This is a genomic window from Leifsonia poae (assembly GCF_050632865.1).
Classification (GTDB): Bacteria; Actinomycetota; Actinomycetes; order Actinomycetales; family Microbacteriaceae; genus Leifsonia; species Leifsonia poae_B.
Map to the genome: position 1 here is coordinate 1,350,766 of NZ_JBODSA010000003.1, position 19,563 is coordinate 1,370,328.

The window sequence follows — 19,563 nt, forward strand, 5'->3', positions numbered from 1 at the left end:
TGTGCACATCCGCCCGCGCCCAGGGATGTGACCACTTCTGCCCGGCTCCGCCCGAGAGCACAATGGGCCGCATGGCTGACCGCATGTTCACTCTCCGTTCCGGCCGGAAGGTCGGCGTCACCGGTCTCGGAGACCCGGATGCCGAACGCATCGTGGTCTTCTGCCACGCCGCCCCGGGGTCCTCGATCTTCGACCCGGACCCGGACGCGTCCAGCGAGCGCAACGCCCACATCGTCGCCCTCGACCGCCCCGGCTACGGCTCGAGCGATCCCTGGCCGGCCGGGAGGTGGCCCAGCATCGTGCAGGCCGCGGACGACATCGCCGAATACCTGCGCTCGGTCGTCGTCGCCGAGTCGGTCATCGGGGTGAGCCGTCCGCGCACCGTCGGCGTGGCCGGCTGGTCTGCGGGTGGACGCGTCGCGCTCGCCGTCGCCGCACGCCATCCGCAGCTCGTCGACCGCGTCGCCATCGTCGGCACGCCCGCGCCGAACGAGGCGGTGCCGTGGATCGCGCCCGCCCAGCAGGAGCTCTCAGACCAGCTCGCCGCGATGTCCCCGACCGAGGCGATGGCGACGCTCAGCGGGATGCTGCAGCCGCAGGCGGACGCCGTGGCCGCCGCAGATGAGCCCGGAGGCGTGCCGCTCGACATGCTCGGCATCGGCGCCGCCGACGCGCAGGCACTCGGCGGCCCGGGAGTGCACGACCGCCTCGGGATGATGCTGAAGGACGCGTTCCGCCAGGGCACCGGGGAGTGGCCGGCGACATCCTCAGCTACACCGCCCGGCCGTGGGGCTTCGACCTCGGCGACGTCGCGGCGAAGACGCTCATCCTCGCCGGCCAGGCCGACCCGCTGGCCGGGCACGCGCACGCCGCCTGGTACAAGAATGCACTGCCGGACGCGCGAATGGAGATGGTCCCAGGCGCGGGTCACCTGGCCCTCGTGCCGATGTGGGGACGCATCCTCTCCCACCTGGCGCCGGCGACCGTCAGGCGCTGAGCGCTTCCTCCTGCTCCGCCGCCTCGCCGGTGCGTGGGAACAGCGAACGCGCCCGTGCGGTGACCGCGGGGAGGAAGGCGGACGCCCAGACCCGGTAGCCGCGGTCGTTGGGGTGGAAGAGATCTTCGGCGAACTGCGTGAAGGCGCCGCGCAGCCCCTCCCGCCGCATCGTCTCGTGCAGCGGGACGACCGTGAGCCCGCGCGAGGCCGCCTCCTCCTCGAGGATGCGGTTGCCCTCCGCGACCTTCCGCTCGTTCCACGGCAGGTAGAAGTACGGAAGGTCGGCCACGATCGTGTGGTCGGGCACGGCGGCGAACACCTTCCGCATCCCCTCCCGGAACCGCGCCGGGTCGAACGCGGCGATGTCATTGGCGCCGATGGACACGGTCACGATGTCCGGCTGCAGGCTGGCGAAGCGCGGGAGCTGGTCCGCGACCGCGAGCGCGACCGTCGCGCCCGAGACGGAGAGGTTGACGACGCGGACGGTGCGCCCGGTCACCGCGCGCAGATGGTCGGCGATGACGCCGACGTAGCTGTTCTTGGGCGCCGAGGCACCGATCCCCTGCGCGGCGCTGTCCCCGATGGCGACGTAGAGGAGTTCGCCGGGATCCTTCGCCGCGTCCCGCCACCACTTCGAGTGCACGGGCAGCAGCTCGTTGAGCCGGACGCGGCCCTCCGCGACGGCGACCCGCTTCGCCTGGATGCGCTGCCATCCGACGGCGGCCAGCGCGGCGGTGACGCCCAGGCTCGCGACGGCGACAAGGAGGCGGCGGAGAGCTCTCATGGACCGAACAGTAACCCCCGACCACCGGCGCGGAAAGCGGGCCCCGCTCGATTGGAGTCGCCGTGCGGAATCGCGTACGATAGTCCGCGGTACCGTGTCCGAGCGGCCGAAGGTGCAACTCTCGAAAAGTTGTGTGGGTGAAAGCCCACCGTGGGTTCAAATCCCACCGGTACCGCCATAGAAAACCCCTGGTTAGCCGGGGTTTTCTCGTTCCACTGCATGCGCGTGGTGCGCGCGTGGTGCGAATTCCGCCACGCATCGGAGGGAAGGCTATTTCCGAACCAGCGCATCCTCGCTGACACGAAGGAGCACCATGGGCAACGACGCTAGATCGCCGATCGACAACCCGATCGTTTCCGCCGGAGAAGATGTTCTGGGTCGTGCAGACGTCGCCCGGCGTTTTGCTAAAGGGCTCAGGGAGTTGGACCTGTCGGCCGGACTCGTCGTGGGCGTTCTTGGCGCATGGGGGTCCGGCAAGAGTTCCTTCGTGAACTTGATGCGCGAAGAGTTCGAGTCTGAGCCCAAGCTCGCCGTCGTGGATTTCAATCCCTGGATGTTCTCGGGGGCGCAGCAACTCGTCGATGTGTTCTTCAAAGAGCTCGCGGTAGAGCTTAGGCTCGAGAATCCGAGCCGGTTTGGGGCGATCGCGGATGGCCTCGATGAGTACGGCGACGTATTGAGTCCCATCTCAATGATCCCGGGTGTCGGCGCGCGGTGGGACCGCGCTTTCCGCTCGTACCAGACCGCGCGAAGGTGGTGGAAGGACCGCGGCGCACAGCCGATGCGAAAGAAAGTAGCGGACGCGCTGGGCGTATTGGATCAACCCGTCGTAGTAGTAATTGACGACATTGACCGGCTCTCCACGGGCGAAATCAGAGACATCTTCAAGCTCGTGCGTCTCACAGCGAGTTTTCCGAACGTGATCTACGTACTCGCGTTCGATCGCAAGCGAGTCGAGTTGGCGCTGGAAGAGGTCAATGTTCCGGGCAGGGCATACCTCGAGAAGATCGTTCAGCTAACCTTCGACCTGCCCGGGATTCCGCGTGAGAAGCTTCGTTCGCAACTCCTCGATGCACTAAGCCCGATGGTAGATGATGTCGAAAATGTGCGCTTTGATCCGGACAGATGGCCGGATGTCTTCTACGAGGTTGTGGAGCCATCTCTTTAATAGTCTTCGCGACGTCACCCGCTTTGTCGTATCCGCGCGCCCCACACTGGAAGCGTTGGGCGGGGAAATTGAGGTCGTGGATCTAATCGCGGTGGAGGCTGTCCGCGTATTTCATCCGGAGGTGTTCGATGAGCTGCAGCGCGCGCGTTCAGCTCTGACGGAAACGACTCGGCTCTCTGGCGGACCGGAGCAGTCGGCCCACAAAAGTGCCATCGAACGCCTCATGGGCGCGGCCGATGAGGCCGGCGTGCGGGAGCAGATGACGGCTCTCTTGCGACGGGTCTTCCCGGCTGGCCTTCGTTACGTGGAGAACAACAACTACGGGTCAGAGTGGGTAGCAGCATGGAAGCGAGCGCACCGGCTCGCTCATCTTGATTTCCTCAACCTTTATCTCGAAAGGACCGCGCCAAGCGGCCTGACGGCGTTCAGGCACGCCGAAACGGCGGTAAGCCTGATGCCTGATGGCGCCGCTTTTGGCTCTTACCTTGACTCGCTGGATCCCGCCGATCTCGAGGACGTGGTGTCGAATCTCCAGGCCTACGAGGAGACGTATCCTCGTGAGGCTGTCGTGCCTGCCTCAATCCAATTGCTCAACCGGATCGCGGCCATCCCAGAGCGAGCTCAACGCGGCATGCTCGATTTCAACCGTCCCGACCTCGTCATGGAGCGGGTCGTGCTGAGGCTTCTACGGCGCATTGAGTCCCGAGAGCGACCGTGAGGAGGTGACACAAGCCATCTACGACGGCATCACAACATACTCTTCCAGGCACGCCTTGGTTCAGCTCGTCGGGTACCGGGACGGCGCCGGCCAAAAGCTCGTCAGTCAGCCCTTTGCGCAGAGGTTGGAGGAGAGGCTGATCGGGGACATGCTGTCAACACACTCAAGTAACCCCGCAAACGAATGGGCACTTCTTCGCTGTTACTGGTTGGCGGCCGAAAGCCTCGGCGAGAGCTTCACACCTGTCGGGTTCGAGCAACCGGATGAGATCCGATCGCTCTTCCACTCCGCTCGTTCAGTAGCACGAGCGCAATCAATGGACTCGCGCGTGGTGCGCCAGGAGGAGCGCCTTTTTTGGGACGGACTAGTTCGAGTTCTTGGTTCTGAACAAGCAATCCACGACGCGAATACGATCTTGCGTGGTGTGGACGGCGAGAGCTCGCTCGTTGGATTAGTCGATCTCTACCTCAGTGGTTGGCGTCCCAAAGAGTTCTGAAATCCGACGGAGGGGCTGCCGCCTTCTTCCTGAACGCCGGTTTCAAGGGCTGGCCAGTAGCTACAGGAGCGAGAACGCAGCGAACTGTTGGAGACCAGTGATCTTCGCCTTCAGCAGTTCGTCATCGACGATGCGCGCGTAGATTTCCAAAGCGCCAGGCACGATTGTTGCCAGCACGTACACCGGGTTGACGCCAGCGTCGTTGTCGCTGTCGAGGTAAAGCTCGAGCGCGATGCCATTGCCCGAGTCCACGGACGACACATAGGCGTCGGCCAGTCGCATGCTCGGCTTGGATAACGGAGTGGTTTCGAGCCACATCTCGTAGATGGACGCCGCGAAGGTGCCATGCTCGTTGCCGGCGCGATACGTGGCGATCGCTCCTTCTGCAGCCTTGCCTTCCTTCGTCAATGTGATTGAGTCACTGAGACCGACGAACTTGTCGATGTAGTCCTCGTTCACCTTCCCCAGCGGAAAGCCCTTCTCGGCGGCGGCACGAAGCTTCGCGTAGTTGTATGCGAGCTGCTTTCCGTATGCATTTACGGCGTGGACGCCATGGGTCTCGAGTGAGTGGAGACAGAGGATCTGGTCGAGGACGGACCGAAAGATCGGTCGCGATTCGATCGCGAACCCTTCGTCTACGAGGTTACGAATGGCGCGCGTCGACCGGATGATGCAAGCCATGATTCCGAACGCGAATGGGTAAAGCGCGGCCTTATCGGCGGGGTCCTCGCCCTCGGGTACTTCAGCGACCAGTTGATGCCGCGAGTAATGACCGCGCCACAACTCTTCAGCGAGTTCCAGAAGGTCAGCATGGGGGTCGTCGTGTTCGTCGATCACAGTCGATAGCCTGCCGTACTCCTGAGGCGTCTACCAGTCCGGCGAGGCCATTGCACCTGGGGCGGCCTGGAATCGGTGGAATGCCAGTCGGGACCCACCGGCACCGACCCGATGCAGCGGCTGACGCCAGCGTCCCATCAGTCCCCGATACGATGCAGACAACAGCAGGCGACAAGTGCGGTGAAGGGTATGCGCTGATGAGCTACGAGCTGCAGGCACGAGGCCTCGACGGTAAATCGATCAGGGTTGAGGTGGGGCCGGGACCGGTCGCGCCGCGCGTGACTGCCGTCCAAGTCGAGCCGTGGAACGAAGAGACAGCAGAACCGAACTACTTGGAGTTTGTCCTCTGGCTTCCGGACTACGGGCGCCGTGTAGACGACGATTTGGTCATTGCGGTTCGACTCAGCGCGCTGATCGACGGCACACGCAGGTGGACGACCGAAGGCGTGAAGATTTGGGAGGGAGAAACTGTCCCCACCGAATTGCGCGTTGGCAGCTCGTGGCGCAAGACGTCCACCGTCGAGGATGTGTTCATTGACGTTCGATTCGTCCGAGACGGCGTAGACGTTATCGACAATCATGATGACGAGGAGGGTCCCCGGGACGGGACTTAACCGTGACGTTTTCGCCCGGCACGCGTAGGGCGGAGTCGCCGCCGACTACAGCTCTTGAGGGATGCGCGCGTTGAGGATGAGCGCCAGCTATTATGCGCCGAGGCTCCTTCGGCAGTGATTGCTGGGGCTGGGCTGGCACCGGATAGCCGGGATAACTGCAATTGTCGGGGCCCAATACCTTCGCGAACCAATGGCGGTCAGGCGCTGTTGTCCAGCACTACGCGAGGAAAGAGCGCTCCTTGATCTTGGTCGCGGCTAGAGCGCAAGCTCAGACGCGGCGTGCAAGAAGTACAACCGGTGCTTCTGTGCATCGGCGTTTGACTTGCGCGTTCCGTTCAATGCGCGGACAAAAGGGGTAGGCCGCACTGATGCCTGCAGGCATAAGCGACGCTAATCCGGCGAATACTGTCCCAACTCCCGCGGCTAGGGTCACCGCGCCGGCAATCGCCGTTCCCTTGTCCGCGACAAGCGCATTCATGAGGCTTCTTCCGTACGAACCCTGTGCAATGTCTTTGGTGGTGACGCTGGTGTCGGCCACGATCCGATCCCGAGTTCCGTCGAGTGACCCCTCACGATCTCAGGCACACCGCGGCATCCCTTGCGATCAGCTCAGGTGCGAACGTCAAGGTGGTGCAGCGAATGCTCGGTCACAAGTCGGCGAAGGTGACCTTGGACACCTACGCGGCGCTGTTCCCGGACGACCTCGACAACGTAACGGTGGCACTCAGTCGACAGCGTGCAGAGTCGTTGTAGCAGGGACGTCGTGGTGCATTTTGGTGCAGGAAGCGTGTGCAGCGATGTGAGCAGCCGTGATCTGACAGTCGCATTATCCGCAGAATCACGGCGATCTGCCTTCCGTTTCAACCAGTGCCTGGGCCTCGGAATGGGTTCAAATCCCACCGGTACCGCCAATGAAAGGCTCCGCCTCCCGCGTAGACACCGGGAAGTCGGCGCCTTTCGCATGTGGGTCGGCCAGCGGCGCTGCCCGCAGGCACGAGCCGTGCAGGACCGCGAGGCTCCCGATCGTCTTGTCTACGGCGTAGAAACGGTGCATCGTTCCGGGAGGAGAGTGCATCGTGACATCTGCGTCGAGCGCGGCCCGTGAGGGGCAACGGTGAAGCCCCGCGCTGCGGGCGTCCTGGCGGTCATCGGTGCCCTTCTGCTCGCCGTCGCCGGCGGGTTCCTCATCGCCCGGCCGCCCTGGAGCATCCTGGGTGCCATCGTCTTGGTCGGGGCGAGCATCCTCTTGTCTATCGGAGCGGTCTGGCTGCTCCGTCGCTCGTGGTCCGATCCCTGGCCGCCCTACGTCGAGCCATCGCTGGAGAAACGGCTACGACGATTTCGCGTGTTGGTGGTGCTGAACTGCGTTCTGCTCGTCGCTGTGGTCGCGCTGACCGTCTACGTCGTCGCGAGCCAGGACTGGCCGAGGCTCATCTTCTCCGCGTTCCTCTTCCTCATGGTTCTGAGCAACCTCAGCCTCAATCAGCGCACCCTGCGGTACCTGCGCCGAGCTCAGTCCAGCGAGTCGACCTCAGCGCCAGAACACCCCGCGTAGCGGCGAGTGCGGGGTTGCGCTTCAGCGTCTGCCACCCTGCGTCGTCCTCCTCCGGGGATTTCCCTCGGAACGCAGCGCCATCCCCGGCCTCACCAACCCCACGGCCGCCGCGCTGTTCAACACCAGCGCCTCCGCCGCGCTCTCGTACCACGCACCCGCGGCCGGCCCGCCATTGCAGGGCCCGTCGCTCGCCCCCGGATGCTTCACCCAGAGCAGCGCATCCAGCTTGGTCGAGGCCGACTCGGTGATCTGCGGGTTCTGGCCCAGCGCCGCTCCGGGCGGATTGCACCAGGTGCCGGTCCAGCCGTTGCCGTTGCGGGAGACGTCGATCACGAAGTGCTTCCAGCCGACGCGGGAGGAGACCTTGCCGGCGTAGTCTCGCTCGTTCTGGGTGGTGTCGAAGTTGGAGACGTTGGTGAAGAAGCCGCGCGCACCGGCGATGCCGGCGGCCTTCAGGTAGGCGGCCTGGGCGTCCGGAGTCAGCCAGCGGGCGTTGCCGCCGTCGAGGTAGGTCGACAGCCCGGCGCCCGCGAGGATCCCGACCGCGGACTGCAGCAGCGGGAGCCGCGTCGCGGCCACGCCGGCGCATTTGGCGCTGGAGAGCATGGCGAGGGAGTCCGGTTCGATCAGGACGACGGCACGGCTGCCCGCCAGTGCGGCCGCCACCTGACGGGTCCAGTCGAGGTACTGGTCGGGCGTGTAACCGCCGGCCGAGAACCCGCCGCAGTCCCGGTCCGGGATGGCGTACGTGACGAACACCGGTGTCGCTCCGTGGGCGGCGGCCGCGCGCAGGTGGCGCTGGATCACGCTGACCAGCAGCGTCGGCGTGTACCAGTCGCCCAGCCAGACCGCCGTCGGCTGGGCGGCGATGCGGCCGATGAGCGCCGCCCTGGTCGTGTCGCCCTGGGCGACGAACGACTCGTACATCCGCTGGGCGTCGCTGGTCGGGTCGACGTACAGGCGGCTGCCGAAGGCGGGAAGGTCGTCGGCGCGGGCGGCCGATGCCGTCGGCGCCCACACGAGCGCAGCCGACACGAGGGCTGCGCCGATCAGGGAGGCGATCGTTCTGCGCATACCGGAACTATCGGCCGGAATGCGGAGGTGGTCAGCGGGTCCCGCTGGACGCCCGCCCCGCCTGCAGCTCGAGCCCGGCAAGCAGGAGGTCGAGCCCTGCGCGGAACTGGTCGCGGTCGTCGTGCACGGCGAACTCGTCGACGATGTGGTGGATGAACGGGTACTGCGCGGGGTCGAGCGCACGCCATTGCCTCGTCGCCTCCGCGAGGTACTGCTTCTGGTCGAGCTCGCCCGAGATGACGGAATCCGGCAGCTCCTGGCCCATGTCGGCGGCGGTGCCGATCACGAAGCCGACGATCGCGGAGGCGGCGTAGAAGCTCTGGCGCGGGGTGAGTCCGAGACGCATCACCTGTTCGCCGATTCGCTCGTAGAGCATGAGCGAGTGGACTTGGCGTCCGGTGTCGCGCATGGCGTACGCGCCCAGCCACGGGCGGTCCACGATGGCGTCGAAGAGCGTGCGGGCGATGGTGCGCAGTTCGGTTATCGGATCCTCTGACGCCACATCGTGCACGTCCTCCAGCACGCCGGCGAGCACGGAGTCCGCCGCGAGGTCCAGGAGCTCATCGCGTCCCGACACGTACCAGTACACGCTGGCCGGGCCTCCGCCCAGCCGAGTGGCCAGGGCGCGGATGGTGAGCCCTTGCGCGCCGGACTCATCCAGGATCGCCACCGCCTCGGCCAGGACGGACTCCAGGGACAGCGAAGCGCGCGGACGCTCCGGCGTCGTACGCCGTCGTGCCCGCGGCTGCGCGTCTCGCTGTGCACTCATGGCACCCATCCCATCACAGTCCGACCGGTCCCTTGCAGTTTATCGAACGCTGTTCTATTCTATCGAACGTTGTTCGAGACTCGAACACTGTTCGATTCAGGAGGCATCATGATCGCCGGACCCGCCACCCGTCCCCGCACGTACCTGTCGATGAAGGCGGCGTGGATGCCCCTCGCCGCTCTCTGCCTCGCGTTCTTCGTCGAGATGGTCGACAACACCCTGCTGTCCGTCGCGCTCCCGACCATCGGGCGCAGCCTCGGCGGCGACACGACGTCCCTGCAGTGGATCACAGGTGCGTACTCGCTCACCTTCGGCGGCCTGCTCCTGACCGCCGGATCCATCGCCGACCGGTTCGGCCGACGTCGGGTGCTCCAGATCGGCCTGGGATTGTTCGGTCTGCTGAGCCTCGGCGTGCTGCTGGTCACGACGACCGGTGAGCTCATCGCGCTGCGCGCGCTGCTCGGCGTCGCCGCTGCCGCGATGGCGCCCATCACGAACTCCCTCGTCTTCCGGCTGTTCGACGACGACAAGCTGCGGATGCGCGCGATCACCCTGATGATGGTCGTCGGCATGTCGGGCTTCGTCCTCGGTCCCCTGCTCGCCGGCACCGTGCTCGCACACCTCTCCTGGCAGTGGCTCCTGCTCGTCAACGCGCCGATCGCTCTCATCGCCTGCCTCGGCGTGCACTTCGGCGTCGCGCCCGACACGGCCGACGGTCTGACGAAGGACCGGCTCGATCTCCCCGGCGCCGTGCTCAGCATCCTGACCATCGGCCTCGCCTGCTACTCCCTCACCAGCGGGGTGCAGAACGGATGGACCTCTCCGCTGACGATCGCGGTCGCGCTCGGCGCCGTGGCCTCCCTGGTCCTCTTCATCGTGCGCGAACGGCGGGCGGCCTCCCCCATGCTCGACCTCCGGCTGTTCCGCCGCGGCACGGTGCGCGGAGCCGCCATCGCTCAGATCGGCACCTCTATCGCGATGGCCGGCGTGATGTTCGCGCTCGTGCTCCACTTCCAGTACGCCTGGGGGTGGACGCCGCTGATGGCCGGGCTCGCGAACCTCCCGATCATCGTGACGATGATCTGCGCGACTCCGCTGACCGAGTGGATGGTGCGTCGCTTCGGGCACCGGATCGCGTGTTTCGTGGGCGCCCTGGTTCTCGCGGCCGGACTCGGCATGATGGCGTGGAGCGTGCAGCAGAACTACGTGGCCATCGCACTCTCCATGATCGTGATGACGATCGGCCTGCGCACCGTCATGACGATCTGCGCGGTCGCGCTCGTCGGGGCGATGCCCGAGAACCGGACGTCCATGGGCGCCGCGATGAACGACGCGGCGCAGGAGGTCGGGACCAGCATCGGCACCGCGGTGGTCGGAACGCTCATCGCCGTGCTCGTCACCACCGTTCTGCCGAACGGCACGTGGAGCCACGAGCTCGTCGCGTCGTTCTTCCACGGCGAGCAGGTGATCTTCGGCATCCTGGCCCTGGCGGTCGGCCTGATCGCGGGCTTCGGGGCGCTCACGCTGACGAACGCGCGCACCGTCGAGGAGCACGCGCCCGCGGACGCCGAGACGCTGGCCTGACCAGGGATGACCTGCCCCCGTGGGTGAATTCGTCGGGCGGCTTTGGGCATGGCAGCACATAGTCCGGGGTCGGGGCGCCGCGTAGCGTCCAGCGATACCACCCCCAGGCTACGGAAAGGAGCCATCATGGCCGACGAGAGAAAGGGCGAGGACAGGACTCCCGCGCAGGACGACTTCGTCCTCACCATCGAGAGCGGTCCGCTCACCGAAGTGGACGTCATCGAGACCGATGACGGGTCGCACGTCGACCTCGCGATCGAGGCCGTGGCCGTCGACCCGGACACGGGGATACCGTACCGGTGAGCATCGCGTTGAACGCGGACGACTCCGCCTACGTCGTGACCATCGCGGGCGATGAGATCGTGGTCCCGCTCGAGGAGACCGCCGAGGAGTCGAGCCACCGGCGGTCGGCCCTCATCCGTCCGCTCCGCAAGCTTCAGCAGCTGGCGCAGCGCGTGGAGCAGGAGACCAAGGGCGCGGCCAAGCGGCTGGCGGAGAAGTTCAAGCGCCAGGGAAAGCGTTGACGGCGTCATGGAACTTCTCGGTGTCTCGGCGTTCGAACGCTTCTTCCGCGAGGCCGCGAGCCTCGATGTGGACAAGGACGATCTGCGGCGCTTCGGCGATTTCGTGAACGACAGGCTCTACGATCTTCTTCTCCGCGGCATGGCGAATGCGAAGGCCAACGGCCGCGACGTCATCGAGCCGCAGGATCTTCCGATCACCAAGGGGCTGCAGGAGTCCATCCAGGCGTTCGAAGCGATCGATGAGGAACTGTCGCTGGAGGCGCTGCTCGACCAGCTGACCCGGCGCCCACCACTCGACCTCGTCTACAGCGACGAGCTGAGCGATCGGCTTCCGCAGATCGCGGGCGGACTCGGCGTGGCGGTGGCGCGGACGTTCAGGATCCTCGACGGGAATGTGAAGAACCCGCAGACGCGGCATTGGGAGGAGGCCGGCCGCGTCTTCGACCTGCTGCTCTAGGAGGGTCGGCTCACACGACGAAAAGGGCGCAGCGGATGCTGCGCCCTTTTTCCGTGTCGTCGGGTGAGTCGCTGGATCAGCGGCTGACGTACCCGCCGTCGGTGCCGTGCTCGAGCGTGTAGTAACGCGTGGTGCTGGTCTGTGCCGAGAGGGTCCACGCCCGCTCGGACCACCCTGCGGCCGAGCCGTACTCGATGACGATGCGCTGGGCGGCGGTGGGGAACTGCGAGGTCCACTGCTGGGGTGAACCAAGACCCTCCGCCTGGAGCACCACCTGCGGGCCGCTGCCCGGGCGGCGGGCGCTCAGCCGGGCCACCTCGGCGGCGTCGAGCCGGGCCTCGGTGATGGTGCGTGCGGTGAGTTGGGTGTTCATTCCGATTCCAATATAACTAAACGGTTAGTTATATAGTAGCACTATGGCGAGACGATACGACCGGGACGAGAGCATCCGCCTGCTGCTGGAGGCCAGCGCCGAGGAATTCGCGCGCCACGGGGTCGGAGGTGCGCGGGTCGATCGCATCGCGGAGCGCGCGGAGGTCAACAAGGCGTCGATCTACTCGTACATCGGCAACAAGGATGAGCTGTTCCAGGCGGCGTTGCAGAGCAAGCTCGGCGAGCTGGCCGACCGGGTGGCGATCGAGTCGGACGACCTCGCCGCCTACGCCGGCGACCTCTTCGACTTCCTCACCGCGGAGCCGGTGGTGGCGTGGCTGTTCGAGCAGGAAGGGCTGCACTACGGCTCGGCCGACGTGCCCGGGCTCGCGGAGCGGTCCGGGTACTTCCAGTCACGGGTCGCCGCGGTGCGCGACGCGCTCGGCGACGGCGATGCCGAGGCGATCTACTTCTCCATCATCGCCATGTGCTACTGGTACGTGGCCGCGCCGCAGCTGGTCCGGATGGTCTTCGGAGACGTCGCCCCGGACGAGGCGAAGAGGCGCTACCGCCGCCACGTCGTCGCGACGGCCGCGGCGATGATCATGCGATGAGGCCATAGCAGCGCCGTCCATCGAGGCGTACCGTCCGGGCTGACACCTCCCGGGCGGGCGATGGGGCGTCACGACCTCGAAGGAGACGGACATGGATCTCAAGCTCGGCGTACTGGCACTGCTCGAAGCGAAGCCCGAGAAGGCCGCGGAGGTGAAGGAGTTCCTGATCGGCGGAAAGGACATCGTGGACCGCGAGCCCGGGACGCGCACCTGGTACGCGTTCCAGATCGACGACACCCACTTCGGCATCTTCGATTCCTTCGCCGACGAGGACGGGCGCAACGCCCACCTCGGCGGCGAGATCCCGAAGGCTCTCGGCCAGGTCGGCCCGGACCTGCTGGCGAAGGACCCCGACCTGCGGACGGTCGACCTCCTCGCGGTCAAGCACGAGGAGGACGACGCGAACTCCTAGAGCGCGTCCGCGTCGCGACGGTCGTCGTGCGATTTGTCGGCGGTGTCCTTCAGGTGCGCCTTGGCGTCGGCGACGGTGTCCTTGATGCTGCCCTCCACTTGCTCCGCCTTGCCTTTCACGACGCGTGACTCGTCATCGGTGGCCTTGCCGATGAGCTCGTCGACCTTGCCCTTCAGCTTGTCGCCCTTTGCTTCGGCCTTGTCGTCGAGACCCATGATGTCCTCCTCGATCGGTGCGGATGCTTCCGCGATTGCCGCATACGGTACGCGGATCTGGAGGCGGAAGAAGGGGGAGGCAGGATCGCGTCTCGTGGGTACTGTCGAGTCATGCGCGAGAAGCGTGGCGGGGCGGACACACCCGCCAAAGCGTGGTGGCGGGAACTCACGATCGTGGCGTGCGCACTGCTCGTCAGCGTGGTGCTGCTCGTCATCTTCCACGCCGCCGGCGATCCCGGCTGGGTGCGGCGGGTGCTGCCCCCAGCACCGGGCTCCGCCGAGTCCATCTGGCAGGTGCAGACCACCTTCCTGTCGGTGGGGTTCGCCGGGCTGACGATCGCGGCCCAGCTGTTCGCGGAGGCTCCCCTCGCGATCGGCACATCGCGGAAGCGCGTCCTGTCGTACATCGGCGCGAGCTGGTTCGTGACCGTCGGGCTGGCCGGGAACGCCGTCATGGGCCTCGCGTCCATCTGGCTGCCGAGCGCGACGGGCGTCGTCATCGCGTTCGCGTGGCTCACCGCGACCGCCGTGTTGCTGATGGTCTCGACCTCCCGACTCACCCAGCTCTTCGGTCACCCCTCGCGCCTCGACGACGTGGTGCGGACGTCCTTGATCGAGACGCTGTCCGACCGCTTCGACCGGATGGCACGCCGGTACTCCGACGCGCGGAGCGGTCTGGAGGATCTTCTGACGGCGGATTCGACGCGCACTTCGACGCGCGCCGTCTCGACGCTTCATGTCCCGGCCCCGCAGGCCGGGCGCGTCATCCGGGCCATCGACCCCGACAGCGTCCGGCAGGCGATCGCATCGCTCGGTCCGTCGGCCGGCGCTCCCGACGAAGACCCGCCCCGGATCCTGCTTGACATCCGCCCTGGTGACCGCACCCGCCTCGGCGCGACGGCCTTCCGGATCGAGACGTCGGCCAGGCTCGACGAGGACGCGGCCCGCCGCCTGATGGAGCTCCTGCAATCCAGCATCGAGCTGGAGTCGCCGGAAGCGGTCACCGCCTATGAGGAGACCGAGCACGAGATCTCCACGCTCGTGGATGCGATCGGCACGAATCTGCGGTCCGGTGCGCTGGCCACTGCCGAACGCGCGCTCGAACTCCTCGGCGAGATCGTGCAGGGCGTGTGGATGGCCGGGCTCGAGCGGGCGGACGCGTCCGAGGGAGCGTCGCTCAGCCGGGGGAGCGGGCTGCTCGAGAGCATCGACGACGTGGAGCAGGACGTGCTGCTCTCGCCGCAGGTCGCCCAGGTCTTCGTCACCGCGACGACGACGCGCACCCTCGAAGCCGCGAGGTCGGGTTCGGCTGACTACATCGACGAGTGCCTGCGGAGCTTCATGCGGCAGTGGTCCGAGATCCTGAACCACGGAGGACCGGAGTTCGACCCGCTGCCCGGGCGCATCGTCGCGAGCGTCCGCAACCTCACCCTGTACGCGGACGCCTCCGCGAACGAGCCCCACCCGCTGCAGTCGCGCGGCACCTGGGCGATGGTCGAGCTGGTCAAGCTCGCCCTGGATGCCGAGCGGCAGGACGCGGCGAAGCTCGCAGCGGGCGAGCTGCGCCGCCTCTTCGAACTGGATCCGGACGGGCGCGCTCGCTCCGAGGTCCGCGCGGGCCTCCTGGTGCTCGCTGGATGGCTCCGCTACCTCGGCGACACGGGCGACCGGCGCTACACCTCCGATCCCGACCTCGCGGCCGCCCTGGTCGCGGACGGGTCCCGGGACGACATCCTCGAGGCGCGGGAGGTCGTCGAGGGGGAACGCCGTTCAGCCGATGGGACCGGTGGGAGACGAAGAGCACGGCGTCGGGCAGCGTCCGGTCCTCGCAGCTCCCCGACTTCATCGATCGCGCTCAGGCGGAGCTCGGCGGGGAGGTTCAGCCGAAATAGTCCGAGAGGGCCGCTCGCGCCCGGAGCGCTATGTGCATGTTCAAGCGGACGTCGGGGTCGTTCAGCTCCAGCCCGCTCAACTCCCGGATCCGGTGCAAGCGGTAGCGCAGCGTGCTCCGGTGGATGACGAGAAGTGCGGACGTACGGTCGTAGTTCCCTCCCGAGTCGAAGTAGGCGGCGAGGGTCTGCACCAGGTCGGTGCGGTGCTGCGCGTCGTTCTCGATGAGCACGCCCAGCCACTCGTGGATGTACCTCGTGAGCCGGACTCCGTCCTCCGAGGTGTCGAGGATGCGCAGGAGGCCGAGGTCGTCGTGGTTCGAGAGCCCGAGCGGCTGCCGGGAATCCGCGCGGATGCGGAGCGCGCGCCGCTTCCGCGAACGAGCGGGGGAGATCGCCGACGACGCAGCGGCCGCCGATGCCGATCGTTCCCCGCGGGCTCGCGAGAGCGGCGGACACTCTGTCGTAGAGCGGGGAGAGATCGTGGCCGTCCGCGACGATGGCGAGCGTCGCCTCCGGGCGCCGGGAGACCAGGGCGGGGATGCGCATCGCAGCGAGCTGGTAGCGGACGGCAGCGCTGATGTCGACGCCGTTCGGCGCGGGCGATTCCCAGGCGACGAGCACCACGCGGTGGAGGCCTCCCAGATCGAAGCCGAGGGCGCCGGCCCGGGAGAGGGCGTCGACCACCTCGGGACCGGAGACCAGGTCGTCCGCGAGATCGCGACCGAGCCGAAGCTCGACCTCCGCGACGCTCCGACGATGCGCGAGTTCGACGGCCAGCGTCGCGCTCGTGTAGTCCAGCGCGAACCGGACGTCGTCGCTCCGCGTGTCGTCCGGATCGTAGATGCCGAGGATGCCCAGGGTCTCCCCCGCGAGCGGATCGGGGAGGCGCGCCATCCCGGGGCGGGGCCGGCGCTTGCGGAGAGGTTGCCGACCGGACCGACGGCCGGATCGGCAGCGCCCGAGAGCGCGAGGTCGTTACCGAAGGGATCCTGGAGCACGACCGGACGCCCGCTGACGGTGCTGGCCGTCTCCACGATCCGTGCCTCACCGCCACCCGAGCCCGCCGCGACGACGATCGCTTCACGGATCGACTGCTGCGCATTGAGTCGCACGATCGTGGCGGCCATCATCTGGCTGGAGGACTCGTTGGCCTTGCCCAGCCGGCGCAGCTCCTTCGTCTGACGTCGCTGCCGGTCGATGAGCTCGGCAGCGGCGAGGGCCGCTCCGGTCGGCTCCGCCAGCGCGAGGAGGAGGGCCATCGTCTCCGTCGACGGTTCCGCGTCGGCGTGCAGAGCGAACGCACCTTTCACCTTGCCGTTCCCGCGGAAGAAGAGCGCGAAGCTCCACGAGTCGTCGCGGGCGAGGACGCCGTGGACCCCGCTCCTGGCCTCGACGAGGAGATCGAGCCGGCGGTCCTCCTTGCCGGAATACCGGACCAGGTGTCCGCTCGACATGACGTAGGTCGCTTGGACGATGCATCCGGCGAACTCGTGCGCAGCCGTCTCGGCGAGCCGGAACGTGCGACGAGTGGACGGGCGCTCGAACATGGCAGAGCCCACCCGGAAGATGTCGTATAACCCGGGAGAGTCAGTTGCGTCCATAGGGCTGAAGATAATCCCCCACCGATTGCCCTGACAGGGCTACCGCAAATCGGAATTCCTGCTCCGGGGGACCGAGGTGGAAACTGGGGAGCGGGCGCACGCTGTCCACATCATGAGTCTGTCGGAGGTCGATCCGCCGCAGGACGTCGAGCGCGCGATCGAGCGGGCGCGCGGCGCCAACCGGCGCACCTACGCGGTGCCGCTGGAGGTCTACCGCCGCGGCGATCAGTACGTGCTCATCGCGGACGCGCCAGGGGTCGACATCCGCGACATCGACGTGCGGGTCGAACGCAACGTCGTCACCATCACCGTCCAGCGCCGGCCCAAGTTCGCGCCGGATGACGTCGTCCTGGTCGACGAGCGGCCGCGCGGTGAGTTCGTTCGACGGCTCTTCGTCGGCGAAACGCTCGACAGTTCGAAACTCACGGCGCACCTCGGCAGCGGTGTGCTGACGGTGCTCGTCCCGGCGGACCACGAAGAAGGAGGAGTCCATGGCTAAGGCAGTCGGCATCGATCTCGGCACCACCAATTCGGTGATCGCGGTGTGGGAGGGCGGTGAGGCGAGAGTTATCCCGAACAGCGAGGGCGCCCGCACGACACCCTCGGTCGTCGCCTTCACCGACACCGGCGAGAGGCTGGTCGGTCAGCTCGCGCGACGGCAGGCGATCCTGAACCCGAAGGGCACGATCTCCTCGGCCAAGCGCTTCATCGGGCGCTCCTTCGACGAGATCGGGGAGGAGGCCAAGGCGGTCGGCTTCGACGTCGTGCCCGGTCCGAACGGCGAAGCCCGGTTCGACGTCCGGGGAAAGCTGTACGCGCCGGAGGAGATCAGCGCGCTCGTGCTGCGGAAGCTCGCCGACGACGCCGCCAAGTTCCTCGGCGAGAAGGTGACGGAGGCGGTCATCACCGTCCCGGCGTACTTCAACGACGCCCAGCGCACCGCGACGCGGGATGCCGGACGGATCGCGGGTCTCGAAGTGCTCCGCATCATCAACGAGCCGACGGCGGCCGCTCTGGCTTACGGGCTGGACAAGAAGGAGCACGAGACGGTCCTGGTGTTCGACCTCGGCGGCGGCACCTTCGACGTCAGCCTGCTCGACGTCGGCGACGGCGTCGTCGAGGTGCGTTCGACGGCAGGCGACACGCACCTCGGCGGCGACGACTTCGACCGTCGCATCGTCGACTATCTCGCCGACGAGTTCCAGAAGGAGAACGGGATCGACCTGCGCAACGATCCGCAGGCGCTCCAGCGGCTCTTCGAAGCTGCGGAGAAGGCGAAGGTCGAGCTCAGCTCGGTGAGCCAGACGCAGGTGAGCCTGCCGTTCATCACGGCGGACGCCTCCGGCCCGAAGCACCTCACGACAACGCTCAAGCGCGCCACCTTCGAGAACATCACCGCCGATCTGGTCGAGCGCTGCCTCGGCCCGGTGCGGCAGGCGATGCAGGACGCGAAGGTCACCGAGAACGACATCGACGAGGTCATCCTCGTCGGCGGTTCGACGAGGATCCCGGCGGTTCAGGAGCTCGTCAAGCGCCTCACCGGGGGCAAGGACCCCAACATGACGGTGAACCCGGACGAAGTGGTCGCCATCGGCGCGGCCATCCAGGCGGGGGTGCTGAAGGGCGAGGTCAACGACGTCCTCCTGCTCGACGTGACGCCGCTCTCGCTGGGCGTCGAGACGCGCGGTGGGGTGATGACGCCGATCATCGAACGCAACACGACCATTCCCGCGCGCCGGAGCGAGGTGTTCTCCACCGCGCAGGACAACCAGGACTCGGTCGAGATCGTCGTGCTGCAGGGCGAGCGGGAGCGCGCGGCGGACAACCGCGTCCTCGGCCGGTTCTCGCTGACCGGCATCCGGCCGGCGCCACGGGGTGAGCCGCAGATCGAGGTCACGTTCGACATCGACGCCAACGGCATCCTCAACGTCACCGCCCGCGACAAGGACACGGGTGCCGAGCAGGGCATCACCATCAGCGGCACCACGAACCTCGACCAGGCGGAGATCGACCGGATGGTGCGTGAGGCCGAGCAGCATCGCGCCGAGGATCAGCGGCTGCGCGAGGACATCGACGCACGCAACGAGCTGGACGCCGCCGCCTACCGGGTCGAGCGGGCGCTCGCCGAGCACGGCGACTCCGCGCCCGCCCACGAGCGGTCGCGTGCCGAGATGCTGGTGCAGCAGGCGAGGGAGGCCGTCGAGCGGGAGGTTCCCGCCGCCGAGGCGCGAGAGCTGACGAGCGAACTGCGGCAGGTGGACGCGGCCCTGTCCGTCGCCCGCCCGGCCGACGGGGCGAGCTCGTCGGACGGCAGTGCCCCTGCGGACGACGCCGACGACGATGTGGTCGACGCCGACTTCGACCGGAACTGAAGGACCAGGACATGGACACCTCGGACGAGCCGACGGTCGAGCAGGACGCCCCGGCAGCGGAGGCACCGGACGAACGGGACGCCCGGATCACGGAGCTCGACGACCGGTGGCGTCGCGCGGCCGCGGATCTGGACAATGTGCGGAAGCGGACCGCCCGCGAGCTCGCTCTGGTGGCCGAGGGGAGCGCGCCCGCGCCGCGTCCGTCTTCCTTCCCGTCGTGGACGGGTTGACGGATGCCGTCGTCTACGCGAAACAGGTGAACGATCCGCTCGCCGAGGGCGTGGAGTCGGTCCGCGAACAGGCCGTCACCGCGCTGGAGCGCCTCGGCTACCCGCGCATCGACGGCGTGGGAGTGCCGTTCGACCCGCGCATCCACGAGGTCGTGTCGGTCGTCGAGAGCGACGAGCTGCCGCCGCAGACCGTCGTAGCGGTCGCCCGGTTGGGATTCGGGAACCCCGAGCGGCTGCTGCGGCCCGCGAGCGTCGTCGTCACCCCGGCGCGGGAGTGA

22 protein-coding genes, 1 tRNA gene and 4 pseudogenes are annotated in these 19,563 nt (G+C 67.3%); 19 read left to right on the forward strand and 8 right to left on the reverse strand.

The features are described 5' to 3' along the window. Positions 1-83: 83 nt before the first annotated feature. Both ACRAWB_RS17025 and ACRAWB_RS17030 read left to right on the forward strand, forming a co-directional pair. Positions 84-500: pseudogene (locus tag ACRAWB_RS17025) on the forward strand (alpha/beta fold hydrolase); the annotation flags it as partial. Between the two features lie 245 nt (positions 501-745). Further along, positions 746-997 (forward strand): annotated as a pseudogene (locus tag ACRAWB_RS17030) (alpha/beta fold hydrolase); the annotation flags it as partial. Here the strand turns inward: ACRAWB_RS17030 and ACRAWB_RS17035 are convergent. Beyond that, positions 987-1,781, reverse strand: a complete 795-nt coding sequence (locus ACRAWB_RS17035; protein ID WP_431354405.1) for an SGNH/GDSL hydrolase family protein — start codon at positions 1,779-1,781, stop codon at positions 987-989. The pseudogene ACRAWB_RS17030 and the gene ACRAWB_RS17035 sit on opposite strands and share 11 nt — an antisense overlap. Positions 1,782-1,869: 88 nt before the next feature. Between ACRAWB_RS17035 and ACRAWB_RS17040 the strand changes: the two genes are divergently transcribed. The 4 genes from ACRAWB_RS17040 to ACRAWB_RS17055 all read left to right on the forward strand — a co-directional run bounded on the left by ACRAWB_RS17040 (position 1,870) and on the right by ACRAWB_RS17055 (position 4,163). Beyond that, positions 1,870-1,959: transfer RNA gene (locus ACRAWB_RS17040), tRNA-Ser, on the forward strand. A gap of 135 nt (positions 1,960-2,094) precedes the next feature. Next, positions 2,095-2,949, forward strand: coding sequence for a KAP family P-loop NTPase fold protein (locus ACRAWB_RS17045; protein WP_431354406.1), 855 nt, complete (start codon positions 2,095-2,097; stop codon positions 2,947-2,949). 76 nt (positions 2,950-3,025) lie between these two features. Then, positions 3,026-3,667, forward strand: a complete 642-nt coding sequence (locus ACRAWB_RS17050; RefSeq protein WP_431354407.1) for a hypothetical protein — start codon at positions 3,026-3,028, stop codon at positions 3,665-3,667. A 4-nt stretch (positions 3,668-3,671) separates the two neighbouring features. Then, positions 3,672-4,163 (forward strand): hypothetical protein, encoded by a 492-nt coding sequence (locus ACRAWB_RS17055; protein WP_431354408.1) that lies wholly within the window; start codon positions 3,672-3,674, stop codon positions 4,161-4,163. A gap of 60 nt (positions 4,164-4,223) precedes the next feature. On the opposite strand, the gene ACRAWB_RS17060 is transcribed toward ACRAWB_RS17055, so the two are convergent. Next, positions 4,224-5,000, reverse strand: coding sequence for a hypothetical protein (locus ACRAWB_RS17060; protein ID WP_431354409.1), 777 nt, complete (start codon positions 4,998-5,000; stop codon positions 4,224-4,226). A gap of 197 nt (positions 5,001-5,197) precedes the next feature. Between ACRAWB_RS17060 and ACRAWB_RS17065 the strand changes: the two genes are divergently transcribed. The 3 genes and pseudogenes from ACRAWB_RS17065 to ACRAWB_RS17075 all read left to right on the forward strand — a co-directional run bounded on the left by ACRAWB_RS17065 (position 5,198) and on the right by ACRAWB_RS17075 (position 7,169). Next, positions 5,198-5,614 (forward strand): hypothetical protein, encoded by a 417-nt coding sequence (locus ACRAWB_RS17065; RefSeq protein ID WP_431354410.1) that lies wholly within the window; start codon positions 5,198-5,200, stop codon positions 5,612-5,614. A 552-nt stretch (positions 5,615-6,166) separates the two neighbouring features. Further along, a pseudogene (locus tag ACRAWB_RS17070) lies at positions 6,167-6,367 on the forward strand (tyrosine-type recombinase/integrase); the annotation flags it as partial. A 361-nt stretch (positions 6,368-6,728) separates the two neighbouring features. Further along, entirely contained in the window at positions 6,729-7,169 is a 441-nt protein-coding gene (locus tag ACRAWB_RS17075; RefSeq protein WP_431354411.1) for a hypothetical protein, read from the forward strand. A 21-nt stretch (positions 7,170-7,190) separates the two neighbouring features. Here ACRAWB_RS17075 and ACRAWB_RS17080 read toward each other — a convergent pair whose 3' ends face one another. Next, entirely contained in the window at positions 7,191-8,243 is a 1,053-nt protein-coding gene (locus ACRAWB_RS17080) for a glycoside hydrolase family 6 protein (RefSeq protein ID WP_431354412.1), read from the reverse strand. Positions 8,244-8,274: 31 nt separating this feature from the next. Beyond that, positions 8,275-9,012 (reverse strand): TetR/AcrR family transcriptional regulator C-terminal domain-containing protein, encoded by a 738-nt coding sequence (locus ACRAWB_RS17085; protein WP_431354413.1) that lies wholly within the window; start codon positions 9,010-9,012, stop codon positions 8,275-8,277. Between the two features lie 108 nt (positions 9,013-9,120). Here ACRAWB_RS17085 and ACRAWB_RS17090 point away from each other — a divergent pair, with 108 nt between their 5' ends. The 4 genes from ACRAWB_RS17090 (at position 9,121) to ACRAWB_RS17105 (ending at position 11,577) form a co-directional block, all read left to right on the forward strand. Further along, a complete protein-coding gene (locus tag ACRAWB_RS17090; RefSeq protein ID WP_431354414.1) occupies positions 9,121-10,596 on the forward strand; it encodes an MFS transporter in 1,476 nt (491 codons plus the stop codon). 126 nt (positions 10,597-10,722) lie between these two features. Then, positions 10,723-10,899: a hypothetical protein gene (locus ACRAWB_RS17095; RefSeq protein ID WP_431354415.1), complete on the forward strand. Its 177-nt coding sequence runs from the start codon at positions 10,723-10,725 to the stop codon at positions 10,897-10,899. Then, positions 10,896-11,120, forward strand: a complete 225-nt coding sequence (locus tag ACRAWB_RS17100) for a hypothetical protein (RefSeq protein ID WP_431354416.1) — start codon at positions 10,896-10,898, stop codon at positions 11,118-11,120. The genes ACRAWB_RS17095 and ACRAWB_RS17100 overlap by 4 nt, the downstream gene beginning before the upstream one ends. Before the next feature lie 7 nt (positions 11,121-11,127). Further along, positions 11,128-11,577 carry a DUF1931 family protein gene (locus tag ACRAWB_RS17105; RefSeq protein ID WP_431354417.1) on the forward strand — a complete coding sequence of 150 codons (450 nt, stop codon included), beginning with the start codon at positions 11,128-11,130 and terminating at the stop codon, positions 11,575-11,577. A gap of 76 nt (positions 11,578-11,653) precedes the next feature. Here the strand turns inward: ACRAWB_RS17105 and ACRAWB_RS17110 are convergent, their stop codons facing one another. Beyond that, positions 11,654-11,950 (reverse strand): hypothetical protein, encoded by a 297-nt coding sequence (locus ACRAWB_RS17110; protein ID WP_431354418.1) that lies wholly within the window; start codon positions 11,948-11,950, stop codon positions 11,654-11,656. A gap of 43 nt (positions 11,951-11,993) precedes the next feature. On the opposite strand from ACRAWB_RS17110, the gene ACRAWB_RS17115 reads away from it, so the two are divergent. Continuing rightward, positions 11,994-12,563: a TetR family transcriptional regulator gene (locus ACRAWB_RS17115; protein ID WP_431354419.1), complete on the forward strand. Its 570-nt coding sequence runs from the start codon at positions 11,994-11,996 to the stop codon at positions 12,561-12,563. Between the two features lie 91 nt (positions 12,564-12,654). Continuing rightward, positions 12,655-12,975: a putative quinol monooxygenase gene (locus ACRAWB_RS17120; RefSeq protein WP_431354420.1), complete on the forward strand. Its 321-nt coding sequence runs from the start codon at positions 12,655-12,657 to the stop codon at positions 12,973-12,975. Here ACRAWB_RS17120 and ACRAWB_RS17125 read toward each other — a convergent pair. From ACRAWB_RS17125 to ACRAWB_RS17135, 3 genes and pseudogenes are all read right to left on the reverse strand, one after another. Next, positions 12,972-13,190 (reverse strand): CsbD family protein, encoded by a 219-nt coding sequence (locus ACRAWB_RS17125; RefSeq protein ID WP_431354421.1) that lies wholly within the window; start codon positions 13,188-13,190, stop codon positions 12,972-12,974. The genes ACRAWB_RS17120 and ACRAWB_RS17125 overlap by 4 nt on opposite strands. A 1,879-nt stretch (positions 13,191-15,069) precedes the next feature. Beyond that, entirely contained in the window at positions 15,070-15,312 is a 243-nt protein-coding gene (locus ACRAWB_RS17130; protein ID WP_431354537.1) for a PucR family transcriptional regulator, read from the reverse strand. Between the two features lie 187 nt (positions 15,313-15,499). Next, positions 15,500-15,976 (reverse strand): annotated as a pseudogene (locus tag ACRAWB_RS17135) (PucR family transcriptional regulator); the annotation flags it as partial. A gap of 819 nt (positions 15,977-16,795) precedes the next feature. Between ACRAWB_RS17135 and ACRAWB_RS17140 the strand changes: the two are divergent. Genes ACRAWB_RS17140 through ACRAWB_RS17155 form a run of 4 tightly spaced genes read left to right on the forward strand, consistent with a single transcriptional unit; the run spans position 16,796 to position 19,563 of the window. Then, the gene (locus ACRAWB_RS17140; protein ID WP_431354422.1) at positions 16,796-17,182 is read left to right on the forward strand and encodes an Hsp20/alpha crystallin family protein; all 387 of its coding nucleotides are present in this window, start codon (positions 16,796-16,798) and stop codon (positions 17,180-17,182) included. Next, positions 17,175-19,055, forward strand: a complete 1,881-nt coding sequence (gene dnaK / locus ACRAWB_RS17145) for a molecular chaperone DnaK (protein ID WP_431354423.1) — start codon at positions 17,175-17,177, stop codon at positions 19,053-19,055. Before ACRAWB_RS17140 ends, dnaK begins: the two co-directional genes overlap by 8 nt. 11 nt (positions 19,056-19,066) lie before the next feature. After that, the gene (locus ACRAWB_RS17150; protein ID WP_431354424.1) at positions 19,067-19,285 is read left to right on the forward strand and encodes a hypothetical protein; all 219 of its coding nucleotides are present in this window, start codon (positions 19,067-19,069) and stop codon (positions 19,283-19,285) included. Further along, a complete protein-coding gene (locus ACRAWB_RS17155) occupies positions 19,273-19,563 on the forward strand; it encodes a nucleotide exchange factor GrpE (protein WP_431354425.1) in 291 nt (96 codons plus the stop codon). The genes ACRAWB_RS17150 and ACRAWB_RS17155 overlap by 13 nt, the downstream gene beginning before the upstream one ends.